A 19,903-nucleotide genomic window follows, 5' to 3' on the forward strand; every position below is an offset into this window, starting at 1 on the left:
GCCGCACGCTCGCACGATGTCCCCGTGCAAACGACACCGAATGGGAATGGCAATGAAGGAAGCCCTGCAACGTTGTCCGCTGTGCACAACCATCACGGAAGCATCGGCGCGCCCGCGCTCCTATGGGCAATGGATGCGCTATCAATGCCGCAACGACGATTGCGGCCCCAGTGAAATCAGCACCAAGGCGCGCTCGCATCTGCGCCGCGGCGAACGCCAGGCGGAACTGCGCAGCGTGGCCAAGTCCTGCCGCCATAACGGCGCGCGGCTGCGCATCGGGTACGACGGGCCGACCGGCGAGTTCCAGCTCGAAGTGGTGGAGTAAGCGGAAGGCGAAAACGCGCGAAACGCAGCGCTTACGATTGCGTCACGGTTGCTTCACGGTTTCCCCAAGTGTTGGCTCGAGGTTCGCTTAGGGTTCCTTCAAGGTGGCTCAGGGTTCCACCGACGGCTCGCGCTTCATGCAACGCAGCACGAAGGTCGAGCGGCTGTGCCGCAGCCCGGGCAACTTGTACAGCTTGTGGCGCAGGAACTCCTCGTAGCCTTCGGTGCCCGCTACTGCCACCTTGATCAGATAGTCATACTCGCCGGTCAGCAGGTACGCCTCCATGACCTCGGGCAGCTGCGCCAACGCGCGGCCGAAGCGATCGAGCATGTCGTCGTCGTGCCGCTCCAGCGTGACCTCGATCAGCACGGTGTCGGGCAGGCCAAGCGCCTTCTGGTTCAGCAAGGCGGTATAGCCCTGGATTACCCCGGCCTCTTCCAGCGCGCGCACGCGGTTCCAGCATGGCGTGGGGGACAGGCCGACCTGCTCGGCCAGCTTCAGATTGGACAGCCGGCCGTCCCGGCGCAGCGCGCGCAGGATGCGGCGGTCGGTTTCGTCGAGCTTCGGGGACAGCCTGGTGGCGGACCGGGAAGCGGGACTCGTCGTGGCAGCCGCCGTAGGAGTGATCGCGGGGTTCGTCGGATCGGTCATCGGCATCGGTCAAATCGGTCGGAAAAGAAGATTTCTCTACATCACCGATGGATACTAGCCGATTCATTCTGATCTGAGTCATCACAGCAGAATATTAAGAAGCACATTCTGCGGACCGGCTGGTAAATTCACTACATCTTCACTGCCACCGGTTGCCGTCATGTCCGCCCCAGCCTCGCCCCCCGCCCTGCAACTCGCCCTGCTGCTCGACCAGCACGATCTGATCGGCGCCATCGAGTGGACGCTGGCGACGGCGCGCCGCACCGGCCTGGGGCTGGCCGCGATGACGCTGGTACCGAGCGCCCTGCCCGGCGCCGGTCAATGGCTGCGTTTGTCGGTGACGGCGGAGGAGCCGGCGCTGTTCTCGCTGCTGGTCAAGCGCCTGGAAAACGGCGTCGATGTGCGCGAAGTCGCGGTCGTCGAGGAATCCCTGGGACAGCCGGAGCCGACGGCCGCCCGGCGCCGCGATACCGCGAACGCGGCCTCGCCGGCCGCCGCGCCGGTCCACTGACCGGCCTTCAGCCCCCGCCTTCAGGTCCCGCCTCAAGTCCGCCGCCTGAAGTCCGCCGCCTTGAGTTCGCCGCCTTGAGTTCGCCGCCTTCAGGTCCCCGCCTTCAGTCCGCTGCCTTCCGGACCGAGCGATCAGGCCGGCTCGGCCAGCAGGCCGTGGCCGAGCCGCTGCGACAGATCGGCCGCGGCCGCCTTGATGGCCGCCGCGACCGGCCCGTCGAGCCGGCCGTCAAAGGTGGCCGCATTACCCAGCGCCGTGATCGCCAGCACGATCCGGCCGTCCCGATCGAAGACGGGCGTGCTGACCGAATCGACGCCGGCCAGCAGATCGCCATGGACGCTGCCGATCATGCTGGCCCGCACCTGCTCGCGCAGCTGCGCCACCTCGGCGGCATCGTGCGGAAAGCGCGGCGGCTGCAGCGCCGCGCGCGCCTGCAGCTCGGTCTCGAGCAGCGGCGCCGTCACGGCCGGATCGAGGAAGGCGGTGAACACGCGGCCGGTTGCCGACGACAGCAGCGGCATCACCGAACCCGGCCGCACATTGACCGTGACCGGCCGCAGCGAATCGCGCCACTGCACCACGGTGGGCCCGTGGTTGCCCCACACCGCCGCCAGCACCGTTTCGCCGGTCGACGCACACAGATCGTCGAGCACCGGCGTCACCAGCCGCAGCGGATCGAGCTGTGCGAGACAGGCCAGTCCCATCCGCAGCGCATTGCGCCCCAGGCTGTAGCGGCCCGCGTCGTCCTGCTCGACATAGCCGCACTTGACGAAGCTGGCCAGGTAGCGGTGTGCCTTGGCCGGATGCATGCCGGCGGCCAGCGCGACGGCTTTCAGCGGCATCGGATGGAGCGAGCCCAGCAGCGCGTCCAGCACCGACAGCCCGGTTTCGAGCGCCTGCACGCCCGCGCCGCCCCGCTCGCCAGTGCCTTCCCCTGTCTCCGCTTCGGTTCGCTGATTGGCCATGTCCGTGGCTCCCGCCTGTGCGCCTGGTGAGTTTGAAATTACGTATGGCGTAATGCTAGCACGCACAGCGTAATTTTCCCTTGACAGCCGTCCGGCCGCCAATTACTTTTGGCATAACCGCATTACGCCTGACGTAATTCCATCGACGCCATCGGGCGTACGCGGCCACAAGAGGACGGACCACCGTCCCATCACGATTCGGCGGCGCGCCGCCCATCCCCGCAGAGGAGACAAACAATGAGAAAGATCTCGTCGATGCTGGCGCTCGCCGGCACGATGCTGACCGCCCTGGCGCTGGCGCCGCAAGCCGCCGCCCAGAGCTTCCCCAGCAAGCCGATCCGCTGGATCGTGCCCTATGCCGCCGGCGGCGGCTCGGACTTCCTGGCCCGCACCATCGGCCAGCAGCTGTCCACCAATATCGGCCAGCCGGTCGTGGTCGAGAACAAACCCGGCGCCAACACCGCGATCGCCGCGGCCGAGACCGCGCGCTCGCCGCATGACGGCTATACCGTGATGTCGGCCGACAACGGCACGCTGGTCTTCAACCCCGCGCTGTACAAGACGCTGAGCTACAACCCGACGCGCGATCTGGCGCCGGTCTCGCTGCTGGGCAAGTTCCCGATGATCCTGGTGGTCGGCGCCAACGCCGAATTCAAGGACGCGCGCGACTTCCTCGCCAAGGTCAAGGCCGCGCCCGGCAAGGTCAGCTACGCCTCGGCCGGCGCCGGCAGCCCGCACCATCTGGCGATGGAGCTGCTGAAGGAACGCGCCGGCCTGCGCATGGTGCATATCGGCTATCGCGGCGCCGCGCCGGCGCTGCTCGACGTGGTCGGCGGCCAGGTGCCCGCGATGATGACCGACCTGGCCGCGGGCGCCGCCTTCCTCAAGGCCGGCAAGCTGCGCCCGCTCGCGGTGGCCAATGCCACGCGTCTGCCGCAGTTGCCCAATGTGCCGACCTTCGCCGAGATCGGCCTGCAGGGCGTCGAGGCCGCCGCGCTGGTCGGCATGGTCACGCCGGCCGGCACGCCGCCCGACGTGATCGCCAGGCTGCAGACCAGCGTGGCCGCGGCGATCAGGCAGCCCGAGGTCAACCGCAAGCTGGTCGACTTCGGCGTCGAGCCCGTCGGCAGCACGCCCGAGCAGTTCGCCGCGCTGCTGCGCAGCGAGACCGCGCTGTGGCACAAGCTGATCCGCGACCTGAATATCACGCTCGAATGAGCCCGGCGGGCGGGCCGGGTTTGCGGACCCGCCCGCCGCGCCAACCCGTTGCAGAGGATCGATCATGAGCGAACGCACAGAACCGGCTCGCGCGCAGGGATGCCCGTTTCACAGCCAAACGCATGGCCAAACGCATGCCCAGGCGCATGCTCCGGCCCCTGCCGACAGCGGCGCCGCTGCCCAGCCGTTGTTGAGCCCGACCGGCTGCCCCGTCAGCGCGCGCGCCGCGGACTTCGACCCGTTCGAGGACGGCTACCAGCAGGATCCGCCCGACTACGTGCGCTGGGCGCGCGAGCAGGAGCCGGTGTTCTACAGCCCCAGGCTCGGCTATTGGGTCGTCACCCGCTACGACGACATCAAGGCGATCTTTCGCGACAACCTGACCTTCAGCCCGTCGATCGCCCTGGAGAAGATCACGCCGACCGGCGACGAGGCCAACGCGGTGCTGGCCTCCTACGGCTACGCGATGAACCGCACGCTGGTCAACGAGGACGAGCCCGCCCACATGCCGCGCCGCCGCGTGCTGATGGAGCCGTTCACGCCCGAACAGCTGCAGCACCACGAGCCGATGGTGCGCCGGCTGACGCGCGAATACGTCGACCGCTTCATCGACGACGGCAAGGCCGACCTGGTCGACCAGATCCTGTGGGAGGTGCCGCTGACCGTGGCGCTGCATTTCCTCGGCGTGCCCGAGGAGGACATGGACCTGCTGCGCAAGTATTCGATCGCCCATACGGTCAACACCTGGGGTCGCCCAAAACCGGAGGAGCAGGTCGAGGTCGCGCACGCGGTCGGCAACTTCTGGCAGCTCGCCGGGCGCATCCTCGACAAGATGCGGCAGGATCCATCGGGCCCGGGCTGGATGCAGTACGGCATCCGCAAGCAGAAGGAATATCCCGACGTCGTCACCGACTCCTATCTGCATTCGATGATGATGGCCGGCATCGTCGCCGCGCATGAGACCACCGCCAACGCCAGCGCCAATGCGATCAAGCTGCTGCTGCAGCATCCCGACGCCTGGCGCGAGCTGTGCGAGGACCCGAGCCTGATCCCGAACGCGGTCGAGGAATGCCTGCGGCATAACGGCTCGGTCGCGGCATGGCGGCGGCTGGCCACGCGCGACGTGCAGATCGGCGGCGTCGACATCCCGGCCGGCGCCAAGCTGCTGATCGTGACCTCGTCGGCCAACCACGACGAGCGCCACTTCGCCGACGCCGACCTGTTCGATATCCGCCGCGCCAATGCCAGCGACCAGCTGACCTTCGGCTACGGCGCGCACCAGTGCATGGGCAAGAATCTTGCGCGGATGGAGATGCAGATCTTCCTCGAGGAATTCACGCGCCGGCTGCCGCATATGAAGCTGTCGGAGCAGAAGTTCACCTACGTGCCGAACACCTCGTTCCGCGGCCCCGAGCACCTGTGGGTCGAGTGGGACCCGAGCCAGAACCCCGAACGACGCAACCCCGCGCTGCTGCAGGCGCGCACGCCGGTGCGGATCGGCGAGCCGTCCAGCCATGCGATCAACCGCACCGTGGTGGTCGAGCGCGTGACGCGCGTGGCCGATGACATCGTGCGGCTGCGGCTGGTATCGCCCGATGGCAAGCCGCTGCCGCGCTGGTCGCCCGGTTCGCATATCGACGTCGAATGCGGCGATACCGGGGTGTCGCGCCAGTATTCGCTGTGCGGCGATCCCGCCGACACGCAGGCCTTCGAGATCGCGGTGCTGCGCGAGACCGAGAGCCGTGGCGGCTCGGCGTGGATCCATCGCGAACTGAAGGCCGGCGACCGGCTGCGCATCCGCGGACCGCGCAATCATTTCCGGCTCGACGAAAGCGCGCGCCGGCTGATCCTGATCGCCGGCGGCATCGGCATCACGCCGATCAGCGCGATGGCGCGGCGCGCGAGGGAACTCGGCATCGACTACCAGCTGCACTACTGCGGCCGCGGCCGCGCCTCGATGGCGCTGCTCGACGAGCTGGCGGCGCTGCATGGCGAGCGGCTGCACGTCTACGCCAGGGACGAAGGCGCGCGCGCCGACCTGGGCGCGCTGCTCGGCCAGCCCGATGCCGCGACGCAGATCTACGCCTGCGGCCCGGCGCGCATGCTCGACGCGCTGGCCGCCTGTTGCGCGAGCTGGCCCGAAGACGCGCTGCGCGTCGAGCATTTCACCTCGACGCTGGGCGCGCTCGATCCGAGCAAGGAGCAGGCCTTCGAGGCAGAGCTGAAGGACTCGGGCATCGTCGTCACGGTGCGGGCCGACCAGACCCTGCTCGCCGCGCTGCGTGCCGGCAACATCGACGTGCAGAGCGATTGCGAGGAAGGGCTGTGCGGCTCCTGCGAAGTGCGCGTGCTGGCGGGCGAGATCGACCACCGCGACGTGGTGCTGACGCGCGCCGAGCGGGAAGCGAACGGCAAGATGATGAGCTGCTGTTCGCGGGCAAAGTGCGGGCAGCGGATCGTGCTCGAACTTTGAGGGGCCGGGGCGAGGCGGCGGCGTTCAGCAGCCGGTTCAGCAGCCGGTTCAGCAGCCGGTTCAGCAGCCGGTTCAACCGCCGGTTCAACCGCCGGTTCAACCGCCGGTTCAACCACCGGTTCAACCACCGGTTCAACCACCGGGTCTGCGGCCGGTGCCGCCGCCGGTTCAGCCACCGCGTCAGCCGTCCGTTCGGCTGCGCGTTCAGCCGCCCTCTGCGCCTCGCTTGACGCCTGCCTTGACGCCTGCCTTGACGCCTGCCTTGACGCCTCCCTCGACGCCTTCCCTGGCGCCTCCCTCGACGCCTTCCCTGGCGCCTTCCCTGGCGCCCTCCTTGCCGCCCCGGCCCTGCGCCGCTTCATCGGGCAACAGCTCGATGCCGTCGAGGTCCCGCGCGCAGGTCTCGCGCACGATCGCGACGAAATCCCGCGCGAACGGCCGCTCGGCCAGCGCGGCCGGCATTGCCGCATACAGCTCGCTCCACAGCCCGCCCGCGCCAATGCGCTTGGCCAGCACGTAGTCGTGGTCGACGTAGTTCTTGACGCCCCAGTTCGGCAGCGCCGCGACACCGCGCCGGCTGGCGACCAGCTGCAGGATCGCCACCGTCAGCTCGGCCGTGCGGCGCTGCAGCCGGATGCCAGCCGGCTCCAGCACCTCGCGGATCAGGTCGATGCGCGGCTCCGGCACCGGATAGGTGATCAGCGTCTCGCCCTCCAGATCGGCCGCCTCGATCCGTCGCCGGTTGCGCAGCCGATGCTCGTTGGCGATCACCGCCAGGATCTCGAAGCGGAACAGCGGCACCACGGCCAGGCCCCGGCGCGTCGGCGGCAGCGAGCCGATCACCATGTCGGCCCGCCCCTCGGCCAACAGCGCCAGCGGGTCCGCATGAAAGCCCGCCACCAGGTCGACCTCGACCTCGGGCCAGCGCGTGCGGAATTCGTCCATCACCGGCATCAGCCAGTCGAAGCAGGTGTGGCACTCCAGCACGATGCGCAGCTCCCCGCGCGTATCGCCCTTTAGCCGCTCCAGGTCGCGCTCGGCCGCGCTGATCGACGCCAGCACCTCGCGCGACAACGCCAGCAGCCGCTCTCCGGCCGGGGTAAAGCGCAGGCCGCCGCGGGTGCGGTCGAACAGCGACAGGCCGTAATGCGATTCGATCGCCTTGATCTGATGGGACAGCGCGGACTGGCTGACATGGACGCGCTCGGCCGCCGTGGCGAGCTTGCCGGATTCGGCGATGGCGACCAGCGAACGGAAATGGCGGACCTCGATCATGGTGTCGTTCCTGGTTTCGTGCCGGGTTTCGTCCGTACCCGACTGTGGGCGGTCAAGGAAAGGCACGGGACGCCGGCCCGCCCGCGCCCCGCACGCCAGCCGCTGATATGAAACCAATTCATATTTTGTTTAAAACATATCACTTGATTCATTCTACCCGCCGCCGGACACTGAGCGCCACTTTGTTTTGGAGCGAGAGATGGCACGCACGCATATTCCGGGGTTCCCGCGCATCGGCGCGAAACGCGAACTGAAATTCGCCCAGGAGGCGTTCTGGCGCGGCGAGTCCAGCGAGGCCGCGCTGCGCGAGTGCGCCGCCGGCCTGCGCAAGACGCACTGGCGCCAGCAGGCCGACGCCGGCCTCGACCTGGTCGCCGCGGGCGACTTCGCCTACTACGACCAGATGCTGGGCATGAGCGCCCTGCTCGGCGCGCTGCCGGCACGCTTCGGCTTCGACCCGCGCACGCTGACGCTGACGCAGTACTTCGAGTTGGCCCGCGGCAATGCGGCGCAGCCGGCGATGGAAATGACCAAGTGGTTCGATACCAACTACCACTACCTGGTGCCGGAACTGGGCCCGGACACGCGCTTCGATGGCGGAGTCGACTGGCTGTTCGACGAGATCGACGAGGCGCTGGCGCTGGGCCATCACGTCAAGCCGGTGCTGGTGGGACCGGTCACCTGGCTGTGGCTGTCCAAGACCCACGTCGCCGGCTTCGATCGCCTGACGCTGCTGCCGAAGCTGGCCGCCGCCTACCGCGACATCCTGCAGCGGCTGCGGGCGCGCGGCATCGAATGGGTCCAGCTCGACGAGCCCGCGCTGTGCCTGGAGCTCGACGACGCCTGGCTGGACGCGTATGACACGGCCTATGCCGCGCTGGCCGACTGCGGCGTCAAGCTGCTGCTGGCGACCTACTTCGATTCGGCGGCCGAGCACGCCGCCCGCGCCGCAGCATTGCCGGTGCACGGCTTCCATCTCGATCTGGTGCGCGCGCCGCAGCAGTGGCAGGCCTGGCGCGAGGTGCTCCCGGCCAATGCGGTGCTGTCGGCGGGCGTGATCGACGGCCGCAATATCTGGCGTGCCGACCTGCGCGCGATTCTGGCGCAGCTGGCGCCGCTGCACGCCGAACTGGGCGACCGCCTGTGGCTGGCGCCGTCCTGCTCGCTGCTGCATGTGCCGGTGTCGCTCGCGCCGGAGACGCGCCTCGACCCCGAAATCCGCGGCTGGCTGGCGTTCGCCACCGAGAAACTGGAAGAGCTGAAGGTGCTGGCGACCGCGTTGAACGACGGCGAGGCCGCGGTGGCCGACGCACTGGCCGCCTCGGATTCCGCCCAGGCCGGCCGCCGGGCGTCCCGCCGCGTGGTCAACGCCCAGGTCCGCCAGCGCGTTGCCGCGGTGACGCCGGAGATGGCCGATCGCCGCAGCCCCTTCGCGCAGCGCATCGCCGATCAGCGCGCCGCGCTGCAGTTGCCGCCGCTGCCGACGACCACCATCGGCTCGTTCCCGCAGACCGCCGAGATCCGCCAGACCCGCGCGGCCTTCAAGCGCGGCGAACTGGGCGCGCTGGCCTACCTGCAACGGATCCGCGCCGAGATCGAGGACGCCGTGCGCCGCCAGGAGGCGCTGGGGCTGGACGTGCTGGTGCATGGCGAGGCCGAGCGCAACGACATGGTCGAGTACTTCGGCGAGCAGCTGTGCGGCTATGCCTTTACCGAATTCGGCTGGGTGCAAAGCTACGGCTCGCGCTGCGTCAAGCCGCCGCTGATCTATGGCGACGTCTACCGTCCCGAGCCGATCACCGTCGATACCGCCCGCTATGCGCAGTCGCTGACTGACCGGCCGATGAAGGGCATGCTGACCGGCCCGATCACGATGCTGCAATGGTCGTTCGTGCGCGACGACCAGCCGCGCGCCGACACCGCGCTGCAGCTGGCGCTGGCGATCCGCGACGAAGTGGCCGATCTCGAACAGGCCGGTATCCGCGTGATCCAGATCGACGAGCCCGCGTTGCGCGAGGGCCTGCCGCTGCGGCGCGCAGACTGGGACGGCTACCTGCAGTGGGCGGTGCGCGCCTTCCGCATTGCCGCCGCGGTGGTCCGCGACGATACGCAGATCCACACCCATATGTGCTACGCCGAGTTCAACGACATCCTGCCAGCGATCGCCGCCCTCGATGCCGACGTGATCACGATCGAGACCTCGCGCTCGGCGATGGAGCTGCTCGACGGCTTTGCCGCGTTCGACTATCCGAACGAGATCGGCCCCGGCGTCTACGACATCCATTCGCCGCGCGTGCCCAGCGTCGAGGCGATCGGCCAGCTGCTGACGCGCGCCTGCCAGGTGATTCCGCCCGAGCGGCTGTGGGTCAATCCCGATTGCGGGCTGAAGACGCGCGGCTGGGCGGAGACCGAGGCGGCGCTGCGGAACATGGTGGCCGCGGCCCGGCAGTTGCGCGAGAGGCTGGCGGCGGAAGGCGCGGCGGGCTTGCAACGGCAGCCGGTGGCGCTGGAGCGTGCTGCCCATGCGGGCGGGCAGTGCGATTGCGCGGCGCATTGAACGGCGCATTGAACGGCGCATTGAACGGCGGATTGATCGCGCTTTGATCGCGCTTTGATCGGCGGGGTGTGCGCGATCGAGGCGCGGCATCAGAGGCCGGCTGCCAGGCTGGCAATGAGAAAGGGGGCGGCTCCAGGCCGCCCCCTTTTTTTGCACCGTCAGCGCTCGGTTGGCGCTCGGTTGGCGCTCGGTTGGCGCTCGGTTGGCGCTCGGTTGGCGCTCGGTTGGCGCTCTATCTGCGCTCGATCTGCGCTCAGTCCGCGCCGACCTTCCGCACCGGCGGCGCGCTCCAGTTGCCGTCCAGCGCCGTCGGCTGCGGCCAATACAGCCGCAGCATCAGGTTGAACGGACCGTCGGGAGCCGGCAGCCAATTGGCGGCCTGTGCCCGCGGCGGCCGCGCATGCTGGACCACGATCTCGACCGAGCCGTCGCGGTTGCGCCGCAGGCGGTCGCGGCTGCCAATGGCATAGCGGTTCAACGGGTTGGCCACGACGTCCTGCGCCTGGTCGTACAGCGACAGCGACCAGAATGCCTTGGCCGGCGGCAGCGCGCCCTTGTCGAAGCGGATCACGTAGCGATTGGCGCCGTGCAGCGGCTGGCCGGTGGCGTCGGCGTTCGCGCGGAACACCATGGTGTCTTCGCCGAGGCTGGACCCCAGCGCCAGCCAGGCCGTGGCGGCGCGGCGGTCGTAGTCGGTGCCATAGCGGCCGGCGTCCTTGCGCGACAGCCAGGCGCCCGACGCCGCCCCTTCGCCACCACGCGCCAGCGCAACGATGCGGGCCAGCGCCCGCGTCGCGCCGTCCTGCAGCGCGCGCGCCGTTTCCGGTTCCAGCACCGTGGTCGAATACGGGGCGCCAGGCTCGATTCCCAATGCCCGGACTTTCCGCATCATGCCCTCGTCCGCCGTCGTCGGCGGGTTGGCGGGCAGCAGCGCGGCAAAGCGGTTGAAGAACGCCTGCGCGTCCATCGCCGCGACCTGCTCGACCGGGGGCGTCTCCAGGTCGACCGCCGCCGGCGGGATCGTCGGCACCGCCGGCAAGGCGCGGCGGCCGTTCGGCCAGGCGGCCAGCGGCGTCAGACGGTAGCCGTTCTGCAGCCGGTGCGCGGCCGGCAGATCGTGCCTGCCGTCAACCTGAATATGGAGCGCCGCCCAGGCCATCGCGGTTGGGGAGCGGATCTCGCGCACGCCGGCCGGCAACGCACCGGTCCAGTCCGGCCCGACGATCGCGTAGTTGCCGCGCTGGGTCCCGGTGGTCCGCTTGCCCAGCGCCGAGAAGACGTTGGACCAGCCGTCGAGCAACTGCATCGTGTAATAGCGGCCCTGGGTGTCCGGCACGCTCAGCACCACCGGCCCGCGCGACAGATCGAGCCAGGCGATCGAGGTCAGGGTGTCCGCGTCGGGGCTTGCCATGTCCGAGGCGCCGGGACGCGGCGCGCCGCGCTGGTGGACAAAGGTATTGACCGCCGTCTGCCCCGCCGCGCCGGCCGAGGCCCGCGCCGCCATCACCTCGCGCGTGACATCGGTCAGCACGAGCGGATAGGCGTAGGTATAGACTTCGACGGCCAGCGCGCGGGCGTCGTCCCGCGTCGGTTGTACTGCCGCCCGTAGCGGCGACTCGTCGGGCGGCACCGCCGCGCACCCGGCCAACAGCGCCGCGACTCCCGCCGCGCCCGCCACTAGGCGTATCCACTGCATCATTTCCCGTTCCTTCTTGTGCGGCTGTCCCCGGGGCGAATGCCGATCCGGGGTGCCTTCTTTTCCGACCAGAATGATGGATAGCCTGGGCCAGGATTGTCAATCGACAGTGTGGCGCCGGGACGCCGCCGCCGGTCGATCTTCGCACCGTGCACCGACGTTCGCCGCCAGCGGCGGGCCAACGGGCCAACGGGGCAACGGGGCAACGGGGCAACGGAGCAACGTTCAACGGCCAGCGGTCAGCGGTCAGCGGTCAGCGGTCAGTGGTCAGCGGTCAGCGGTGATGCAGATGAGGGTGGTAGCGCGGTTCCGTCGCGGCCGGCTTGGCCGGGGCCTTGGCACCGGGCTGACCGGTGCCCGACGACGCAGGCTTTGCGCCGGCAGGACCGGCGAGACCAGCGGGACCGGCGGGACCACCGAGGCCGGCCGGCCGGCCGGCCAACGGACCGGCGGGAAGCTCGTGGCCCGCCCTGGTTCCGGCCTGGTCGGCCTGGCCGCCCTCCGCATCCACACCGGCCACGCGCGCCGACCAGTCCTTCTGCATCAGGATGAAGTTGCCCAGCAGCGTCTCCAGCACCGTGCGGTCGATCTTGGCGAGCGGCATGGTCTGATGCAGGATCAGCGTGCCGGACTGCGGCTCCAGTCCCAGCGCGGCACCGTGGTCGCGCAGCGGCTCGACGCCGGTGGCCAGCATCTCCCTGACCATTTCGCGATCGAGCCGCTCCGGCAATTCTTCGGCGATCAATCCGACCAGCACCAGATTATGGTTGTCGTCATCGCGACGGAAGGTGATCGGGTACTCCTCGTCGACGCGGATATGGCACAGGCCATCCTCGTCGAACGCCATTTCGGGAATCCCGATCGATTCGCCGAACTCCGCCAGCAGGCGGTCAAAGCCATCCAGTCTGTTCATGTCGCGCTCCAGTCGCGTTCGTTCACACCTCGATCCATGGCATCGATCGGCTTCGATGCCGCGCGTCGATGCTGCCGGTCGCAGGCCCTCATTTCCATCTCATCGTTCCATCATTTATTGCTCATTGTCGCTACCTAGACTGGCGCCATCCTGAACCGAGGGCCATCGAGCCAACACCTGGCATCGGACGCAACTCGGATTCCGGCATAGTCTTCGGAGCAACACATGACTATCCAAACGTTGAACGGCCTTGCCGTACTGCCGCGCCTGGTGCAATCCGCACGCCGCCCCATCACCGGTCACCTGTCCGCCACCCGCGTCGTGCTGGTCGACGATCACGCCGTGATGCGAGAGGGCCTGAAATCGCTGCTGACCAAGGCCGACCCGACCGTGGACATCGTCGGCGAAGCGTCGGACGGACACGGTGCCGTCCACGCCTGCCTGCAGTTCCATCCCGATCTGATCCTGATGGACCTGCAATTGCGCTCCCTCGACGGGGTCGACGCCATTGCGACCATTCGCCGCAGATGGCCCAGCATTCGCGTGGTGGTACTGGCCGGCCTGCATTCCGAGAACCGCGCGGCCGCCGCGCTGCGCGCCGGCGCGCACGCCTACGTCCTCAAACGCAGCAACCTGGAAAAACTGATGGCGGCGCTGCACGCCGTCCGCCAGGACATGGCCTATCTCGATCCCGACATCGACCTCGAACAGGTGGACGCGATGCGCCGCACCGAGGGGGACGACGGCGGCCATGTGGCCGCCGCCGGACTGACGCCGCGCGAGCGGCAGATACTGAAGCTGGTCGCCGAAGGACATACCAACCGGCGTGTGGCCGAGCGCCTGTCGATCAGCCTGAAGACCGTCGAGACGCATCGGATGAACCTGATGCGCAAGCTCGACGCCCACAATGTCGCGGACCTGTCCAAATGGGCGCGACGGCTTGGCCTGATCGACGTTTGATCGGGCATCCACGGTCCGGGCCATGCCGACCGGACCCGTCCTTGCCGTAGCGGCCCGCGGCGTCATGGCTGTACCGGCCGCCCTTGCCGTGGGCCGCCCCGCATCCGATACCGAACCTGCACCATGCCCGCGATGTCATGCGGCTCGCATTGCGCGCCCAGCTGGCGATAGACCGACAACAAACGCCGGCCAAGCTGCTGCTCATCGACATCGCTCGCGTGGCCCTCCGTCAACGGCACCAGCCCTTCGACGACCTCGACCTCCGGTACCGATCGCTCGATCGCATGGATCAGCGATACCAGTGTGCGCATCGCCCCGCGGAAGTCGCCTGGGGCGCTCGTGGGATCCGACGAACCCGACGATCCAGACGATCCAGACGATCCCGAGGAATCCGATACGCCGGACTCGTCGTACGCCGCGATATCGCAGATCAACAGGGTGCCCTGCTGGAAGCGGTAGATCAGCTCGAGCCGGGCAAACCGCACGCGGCGCCCCAGTTCGAATGCCGACTCGCCGAGATAGGCAATGTCGGGCTGCAGGCCGCGAGACAGCAGAAATCCGGTGACCGGATCCGCCGGCACGGCGATCGCGGCCTGCGGCGCTTCGCTGTCGGAATGCTTCGGCGCAGCCACGATCGATTACCGCGGAGCGACCGTGGCCTTGATGGCCGCGATCATTTCCTGTGTCAGCTGACCGGCCTCACGCAGATATTGATCGTGATGCTGATCGGCGTTGTCGCGCGCCTTGCCTGCGTCGCGCGCCGCCGAGTCCGAGACGTTGCGGGCGAGGTCGGCATGAATCTGCGCCTCCTCCGCCTTGCCGCGCGTACCGGCAGTCACGGTCTGGCCAATGGCGTTGCCGATACCGCTGGCCGGCGTGCCAAGATGCGACCCCATTTCCACACCCATGCCGTAGCCCAGGGGAGTCTTCAAGCCGATGATGCCGCCGCCAATGCCGCAGGCCATGCTGAAGCCGCCGGTAACAATCCCGGTCACGCCGGTCGCCACCTCGGCCTTCTTGCGTTGGTCCTTCGCATCGATGGCCCGTTGGTAGGCCAGCTTCTGCAGATCCGCCACGTTCTTCTCGAGCGCCGCGTGGCACTCCACGTAGGTGTTGTACAGCTTCCTCATCAAGGCCTGAAATTCGAGGATCATGGCCTGCGCCGACTTTGTCTCGCTGCTGCGGGCCGACGCTTCCGGCACGGTAATCGGCTGCTGCGTCGCGACGCTGGCCGAATTGCTGATGGTGTTCATCGTTGCTGCTCCTGTGAAATCGCTTCCGCGATGTCGGCGGCGACCTGCCGATGCAGCGCCACCGCCCGCTTCTTGATCGGAACGACTGTTGGCACTCAAACGCCGGCCGTTACGGCCTGCAGTGCCACGTCGCGAATCTCGCCGATTGCGTTGGTGATGTTTTCGGTATTGTCGATATGGTCCTGGGTGACCCGTTCGAGCGCGTTCCTGTTTTCCTTGATCTGTCGGCCGATCAGATCGATCAGAAACTGCAGCATCATCGCGTGGATCATCATCCGTTCGATCTCTTCCTTCTTGTTGGCGCCTTCGACGCGAAGCGCATTGACGGTGATCTGCTGTGCCGCCGGCGCGACGACTCGCGCCGTTGCCGATGCCGCCTCCAGCGCGGCCGTGAAGTTGACCGCCGCGCGCACTGTCGCCAGCGTCAGCTGCTTCTTGACCTGGTCGATGAAGGTCGATTGGATGACCTCGGTCGTCAGGCCGCGCATCTGCTTGGCGGCCTGCCACAGCGACTGCTCGACCAGCTTCTGCACGGCCTCATTGGTGAACGACCTGGCGAATGCCTCCGCCAGCTTCTGGCTGCCGCCCGCAACCCGCAGGGAGTTGCGCAGCTGCACGGCGACGTCGTCGACCATCGTCTGGGCGATGTTCTTGACCAGCTGCGATGCGGCTTCGGCAGCGTCGCCGCCTTTCTCCATCGCATTGACCAGCGTCACGCCAACCGAACTGATTCGCTTGCCGCCCTGCTCCACGCCGGTGGTCAGCAGTTCGCCGGCTGCCGTGCCGAGGATCGCATTGGCCGCCTTGGCGATCCTCGCCACCGAGACCACGCTTGCCAGGCCGGCCACCACGCTCAGGCCCATTTCCCATTTCGCCAGCTCGTCGATATGGTGTCGAAGCTTGCCGGCAAGCTCCGGGTGAGCCATCTCGATGGTCTGCAGCGTGCATTTGGCCAGCCCGACCAGACCAGCCGCAAGGTCGATGGCCCCCTGGGGTTGCCCGGTGGCGATCTTCAGCGCGCCGGTCACGACCTGCGCGGCGGCCATGGCCCAGTTCAGCACCAGCCCCAGTACCTGCCCCTTGCCGGCCTTCTGCTGCATCTGCTTCTGCTTCTCGGCGGCCTCCTGCTCCTTGCGCTGCTTTTCCTCGATGGCCGCCATTTCTTCCTTGCGCAGGGCAAGGGTGTGGTCGAGGTTGGCCTTCATCAATTCGGCCGTGAAGATCCCGCTCTCGACCTGCAGTTCCATCAGGACCGCCTCGGGATTCAGTGCGCGCCGATAGAAGGCGTGCATCGATTCGGTCGCGCCGCCCAGGTCGCTCAGCGCCAGCTGAACGGCCTTTTCGTCATGCTTCGAGGCCGCCTTCGCGGCACGAAACGCGCCGGACAACACGTCCATGACGCTGCCCCAGGCGCGCTCGGCGGTGCGCCGGTCGACCTCGCGCAGCGCCGGCGGCGGTGGCTTCAGCAGCGAAGCGGCAAAGGCCGCGGCTCGAGCGACCTGGTCAACCTCCTCGGCCTCCTCGACCTCCAACGCCGAAGCCGGCAACATGGCCGGCATGGCAACGCGCGCTCCCGCGCTGCCACGAACCATGCCGGTCCGGCCGGGTCCGCTTGCCTCCCACTGCGTATCGAGGCGATCCTGCCTCTCCCCGCCGGGAACCAGCCCGACGGGCTGTAGTGCATTGGCACCGATCATTGTTTTCCTCCTTCCATTCGCGCGCTCTCTGCGGCCGGCGGGGTTGCCGGCGGCAGGGCCTGAAACGACTGCAGCGACTGCAGCGATTGTTCGGCGAGACCGCGCAGTCCCTGGTATGTGATCTGCTCCCCGCACCAACCGATCGCGGCCGAATAGGCTTGCGCCGCCTTCTGATACTCGCCGCACAACTGCAGGCTGACCCCGGCCAGGTAGGGTGGCTTCGGTTCCCACATGCGCAATTGCGCGCAGCGCGTGAAGCAATAGATCGCCTCGTCGTGCCGATGCAGCTTCTGCAGGCTCAGCCCCAGCGACAACCAGTAGTCGTAGCCGTGCGGGTCGATCGCCGCCAGCGCAAGGAAGAGCTGCCGCGCACCCTCGTGGTCGTCTGCCTCGTACCGCTGGCAGGCGTACGTGTACAGGACCTCCAGCGCGGCGGCATCGAGCCCGAACAATTCGCGCAGGCTCCCGCCCTCGGCGAAGTAGCGCTCGACGTCCCGCTGCGCCGCGTTATGAGCGATCGGCTCCATCGGCTCCATCGGCTCCATCGGCTCGATCGGCTCTGCCGGCGCCGGATCGCGATCGCCGTCGGCGCGGCCGGCGCCGGCAAGCGGCGCCGCACCGGATGGACTTGCCTGCTTCAACACGCGTTGCACGGTGCTCTCCCCTGGCTGGCTTGCGCGATCAGACCTTGGACGTGATCTGTTCCTTGATGCGCTTGACCATGTCGATCAGCGACGTCAGCAGTTGCTGGACCACTTGCAGCAGGCTCAGCGCAATATTGGTCTGCTGCATGTACTGGCTGTTCATGTCGGTGTACTCGGTCTTCTTGATGTCCAGGCTCCCAATGGCGGTGCGCAACTGGGCGGCCGAGTACTTCTGACTCGCAAATTCCTCGAAGCTCGCGTATTTGCGGGGAAAGACACCGTCGATCTGCAGGTTGTTGTCCCACATGTAGCGGGCGACGTCGCTCGGCAGCGTGGTGGTCTTGTTCGGATCGGAACCGATGTCCTTGTCGATGGCGATCTGGGTCGCGTTCTTCAGCTTCTCGATCGCGCGCGCCGTTTCGTTGTTCCACTTGTATTCGTCCATGCGCGCGCCGACCTCGAGCCGCTGGTTCTCGATCGCCTGGAACATCAGCGCGAAGCAGGCGGAATCGGTGACCGGCTTGGTATCGTAGTTACGCGGAACGAGCAGCCCGCCGGCCAGCGGCGCGGGCTCGGCGGTCGTCAGAGGCATCTCCTTGACAGGCGCGTCGGTCTGCAGCAGCAGTTCCGGATTGGGTCGCGTTTGTATATGTCCAGCCATTTTTCTACTCCAATTCAATATTCAAGATTCAAAACAGGAGGGCCTCGTCATGCAAAACGGCGCACGCGTTTCTTGGGCTTTTCCGCCGTGCTCCCGGCGCGAGGCGGCACCGGAGCGGTTTGTTGTTCCTCCCCGCGCGCACCGAACACCTTTTGCTTGTAGCGCTCGATTTCGCGGCGGTCCTGCGCGGCGCGCAGGTTCATTTCCTTGATCATGGCCTGCAGCTGCTCCATCCGGCCCTGTATGTCGTCGCCGTTGTTTCGGCTCGCATCCAGGAAGGCGGCCAGCGCGGCCAGCTCTTGCGCGGCCTTGGGATCCCTGGTCGCGCGCAGTTGCAGATCGTCGATGCGCCGTTCGATCTCGGCCCAGTCGTTCATCTCCTTTTGCAGCGTTGCGCGCAGACGTTCGAGGGTTTCCACGGCCTGCTTCCACAATTGCTCTTCTTCCATCTTGCTTCTCCATTCGAAGCCCGTTGTGATGACTCTACGGATCAAGGCTTCATGAATCTATTGAAAAATCCGGGGTGCTAAAGCATTTGGTTTTCGTTCGGGTATTGCGCCAAGGCGTTTGCGGTCATGGATCATTGCAACGCCATTCGGGCCGCTTCGCGCAGCGCTCACGCGCGCTGTGCCGCCAGCCGGCGCCATACCTTGTCGACCGTGCGCGTGCCGGCCAGACAGAGCTCGCGCATCGCCGTCAATCGGGCGAAGGCCTCCGGCGTCTGCGGCGCGCGCAGCTGTGCATCGATGCTTCGGCGCGCGCGCGCCAGTTCGGCGCGCAGCTGCTTGCGCAGCGCGCCGTCGCTGTCCTCGGCCAGGCGGCACTCGATCTCGGTGCCATACAGGGCGGGGGGCGGGGTGTTGGATGAAGTCGGTTCCATCAAAGCTCCAGCGGTAGATGCATCAGCTCGCCCTCGCGCTCGAGGTCGATGCCGTTGCGGTCCAGATGCACGATCACGTGGCCCGCCGGCAGCCGGCTTCCCGTCTTCAGGCGCGTGCCGTTGGCCAGATCGAGAAAGGCCAGCTCGCCGCTGCCGCCGAAGCTGACCACCGGCGCGGGGAAGATGCCGGTCTGGCTCGACCGGGTCGGGATGTTCTGGAAGATGACCTTGGGCGCGTCCGGATGCGAGCCCGCGAACGCGTGCGTGACCGCCGACAGGCTGCGCTGTGCGCCTTCATCGAGCACGCCGGTGATCAGGATCAGGTCCTTCTCGCGCGCGACGCTGAGCCGCCCGATCAGGCCCGCGTCGCGCAGCATGCCGATCAGCGTCTTGACGCTGGTGCCGACCGGGTCCTCCACCGACCACCGCCGCAATCCCTGCATCGACGACAGCATCGACACCGCGCGGCGCCAGCGCGCGTCGGCATGGAGGGTGCCCTGGATGACCACCGTGCCGACCGCCGGACCGGGCCGCACCCGCGCCTCGCCGAAGCCGTGCAGATTCAGCACGGCCTGCACGTTGCGCACCAGTTCGTCCTGGCACAGGGTGTCGTCGCGATACGGCTTGCCGTGCTCGCGCAGCCTGTCAACCAGTGCGTTGCGCGCATTCGAATCCAGACAGCTGCCGGCCAGCACCATCATCCCGTCCTGACGGGTGGCAACATCGATGCCCTGCTGCCGCGCCCGCTTGCGCCACTCGGCCAGCCACTCGTCGCGATCGACCACCGCGCTGTCCGGCTGCAGCATCCCGTACGCCCAGATCGCCGCGCCCGCGCTGCCGGACATCAGCAGCACCAGGCCGGCGTACGCCAGGACGGTCGCCACCATGCCGCGTCGCCCGTCTCGCCGGGCCGGTACCTTGCGCTCGGGCAGCGGCCGATCGGCATCCCCGACCAGCAGCGCGAGGCCGCCGATGTCGACGACCTTCTCCAGCGGCAACGGGACGTCCGCCGGCTTCGTCGGCACGCCTTCTATCCATACCGGCACCTCAGTGCGCAGCAGCACGCCCTGCCCGGTGCAATCGAGCACGGCGCGCCCGCCGCCCTCCAGCATGGCGTCAAGGTCGGGATCGGCGCCGCCGATGGTGAATTCGCCCTCGGGCAAGCGCAGCCGGCGTCCGGCCAGCGGCCCGCTGAGGATCTTGATCTGGTATCGGTATTTCATG

At 67.9% G+C, this 19,903-nt stretch carries 18 protein-coding genes and 1 pseudogene; 6 read left to right on the forward strand and 13 right to left on the reverse strand.

The features are described 5' to 3' along the window. The first annotated feature begins 52 nt into the window (after window positions 1–52). The gene (locus tag K7G19_RS04405; protein WP_149316156.1) at window positions 53–325 is read left to right on the forward strand and encodes a hypothetical protein; all 273 of its coding nucleotides are present in this window, start codon (window positions 53–55) and stop codon (window positions 323–325) included. A 108-nt stretch (window positions 326–433) separates the two neighbouring features. Here the strand turns inward: K7G19_RS04405 and K7G19_RS04410 are convergent, their stop codons facing one another. Continuing rightward, entirely contained in the window at window positions 434–976 is a 543-nt protein-coding gene (locus tag K7G19_RS04410; RefSeq protein ID WP_226105995.1) for an Lrp/AsnC family transcriptional regulator, read from the reverse strand. A 160-nt stretch (window positions 977–1,136) separates the two neighbouring features. On the opposite strand from K7G19_RS04410, the gene K7G19_RS04415 reads away from it, so the two are divergent. Then, window positions 1,137–1,487 (forward strand): hypothetical protein, encoded by a 351-nt coding sequence (locus K7G19_RS04415; protein WP_226105996.1) that lies wholly within the window; start codon window positions 1,137–1,139, stop codon window positions 1,485–1,487. A 131-nt stretch (window positions 1,488–1,618) separates the two neighbouring features. Here the strand turns inward: K7G19_RS04415 and K7G19_RS04420 are convergent, their stop codons facing one another. After that, a complete protein-coding gene (locus K7G19_RS04420) occupies window positions 1,619–2,452 on the reverse strand; it encodes an IclR family transcriptional regulator (protein WP_226105997.1) in 834 nt (277 codons plus the stop codon). 237 nt (window positions 2,453–2,689) lie between these two features. On the opposite strand from K7G19_RS04420, the gene K7G19_RS04425 reads away from it, so the two are divergent. Continuing rightward, window positions 2,690–3,670 (forward strand): tripartite tricarboxylate transporter substrate binding protein, encoded by a 981-nt coding sequence (locus K7G19_RS04425; RefSeq protein ID WP_226105998.1) that lies wholly within the window; start codon window positions 2,690–2,692, stop codon window positions 3,668–3,670. A gap of 64 nt (window positions 3,671–3,734) precedes the next feature. After that, entirely contained in the window at window positions 3,735–6,143 is a 2,409-nt protein-coding gene (locus tag K7G19_RS04430; RefSeq protein ID WP_226105999.1) for a cytochrome P450/oxidoreductase, read from the forward strand. A 354-nt stretch (window positions 6,144–6,497) separates the two neighbouring features. On the opposite strand, the pseudogene K7G19_RS04435 reads toward K7G19_RS04430, so the two are convergent. Further along, window positions 6,498–7,418 (reverse strand): annotated as a pseudogene (locus K7G19_RS04435) (LysR family transcriptional regulator); the annotation flags it as partial. Between the two features lie 199 nt (window positions 7,419–7,617). Between K7G19_RS04435 and metE the strand changes: the two are divergent. Beyond that, window positions 7,618–9,975 (forward strand): 5-methyltetrahydropteroyltriglutamate--homocysteine S-methyltransferase, encoded by a 2,358-nt coding sequence (gene metE / locus K7G19_RS04440; RefSeq protein WP_226106000.1) that lies wholly within the window; start codon window positions 7,618–7,620, stop codon window positions 9,973–9,975. A gap of 253 nt (window positions 9,976–10,228) precedes the next feature. Here the strand turns inward: metE and K7G19_RS04445 are convergent, their stop codons facing one another. Further along, window positions 10,229–11,674, reverse strand: coding sequence for a DUF1254 domain-containing protein (locus K7G19_RS04445; RefSeq protein ID WP_226106001.1), 1,446 nt, complete (start codon window positions 11,672–11,674; stop codon window positions 10,229–10,231). Between the two features lie 271 nt (window positions 11,675–11,945). Next, a complete protein-coding gene (locus K7G19_RS04450; protein WP_226106003.1) occupies window positions 11,946–12,584 on the reverse strand; it encodes a type III secretion system chaperone in 639 nt (212 codons plus the stop codon). Window positions 12,585–12,809: 225 nt separating this feature from the next. Between K7G19_RS04450 and K7G19_RS04455 the strand changes: the two genes are divergently transcribed. Beyond that, window positions 12,810–13,544, forward strand: coding sequence for a response regulator (locus K7G19_RS04455; protein ID WP_223819685.1), 735 nt, complete (start codon window positions 12,810–12,812; stop codon window positions 13,542–13,544). A gap of 62 nt (window positions 13,545–13,606) precedes the next feature. Here K7G19_RS04455 and K7G19_RS04460 read toward each other — a convergent pair whose 3' ends face one another. From K7G19_RS04460 to sctD, 8 genes are all read right to left on the reverse strand, one after another. After that, window positions 13,607–14,176 carry a hypothetical protein gene (locus tag K7G19_RS04460; RefSeq protein ID WP_226106005.1) on the reverse strand — a complete coding sequence of 190 codons (570 nt, stop codon included), beginning with the start codon at window positions 14,174–14,176 and terminating at the stop codon, window positions 13,607–13,609. A gap of 6 nt (window positions 14,177–14,182) precedes the next feature. After that, the gene (locus tag K7G19_RS04465; protein ID WP_226106007.1) at window positions 14,183–14,797 is read right to left on the reverse strand and encodes a hypothetical protein; all 615 of its coding nucleotides are present in this window, start codon (window positions 14,795–14,797) and stop codon (window positions 14,183–14,185) included. Window positions 14,798–14,892: 95 nt separating this feature from the next. After that, window positions 14,893–16,494, reverse strand: coding sequence for a type III secretion system translocon subunit SctE (sctE, locus tag K7G19_RS04470; RefSeq protein WP_370639497.1), 1,602 nt, complete (start codon window positions 16,492–16,494; stop codon window positions 14,893–14,895). Then, window positions 16,491–17,039, reverse strand: a complete 549-nt coding sequence (locus K7G19_RS04475; RefSeq protein WP_226106009.1) for a SycD/LcrH family type III secretion system chaperone — start codon at window positions 17,037–17,039, stop codon at window positions 16,491–16,493. Before K7G19_RS04475 ends, sctE begins: the two co-directional genes overlap by 4 nt. Before the next feature lie 136 nt (window positions 17,040–17,175). Beyond that, window positions 17,176–17,799, reverse strand: a complete 624-nt coding sequence (locus K7G19_RS04480; RefSeq protein WP_149316169.1) for a hypothetical protein — start codon at window positions 17,797–17,799, stop codon at window positions 17,176–17,178. A 47-nt stretch (window positions 17,800–17,846) separates the two neighbouring features. Then, window positions 17,847–18,248: a hypothetical protein gene (locus K7G19_RS04485; RefSeq protein WP_226106011.1), complete on the reverse strand. Its 402-nt coding sequence runs from the start codon at window positions 18,246–18,248 to the stop codon at window positions 17,847–17,849. Window positions 18,249–18,415: 167 nt separating this feature from the next. Beyond that, window positions 18,416–18,679, reverse strand: coding sequence for an EscE/YscE/SsaE family type III secretion system needle protein co-chaperone (locus K7G19_RS04490; protein ID WP_226106013.1), 264 nt, complete (start codon window positions 18,677–18,679; stop codon window positions 18,416–18,418). Then, entirely contained in the window at window positions 18,679–19,902 is a 1,224-nt protein-coding gene (sctD, locus tag K7G19_RS04495) for a type III secretion system inner membrane ring subunit SctD (RefSeq protein WP_226106015.1), read from the reverse strand. Before sctD ends, K7G19_RS04490 begins: the two co-directional genes overlap by 1 nt. Between the last annotated feature and the right edge of the window lies 1 nt (window position 19,903).

Origin of the sequence: Cupriavidus sp. DB3 (assembly GCF_020418465.1) — a bacterium.
Lineage (GTDB): Bacteria > Pseudomonadota > Gammaproteobacteria > Burkholderiales > Burkholderiaceae > Cupriavidus > Cupriavidus cauae.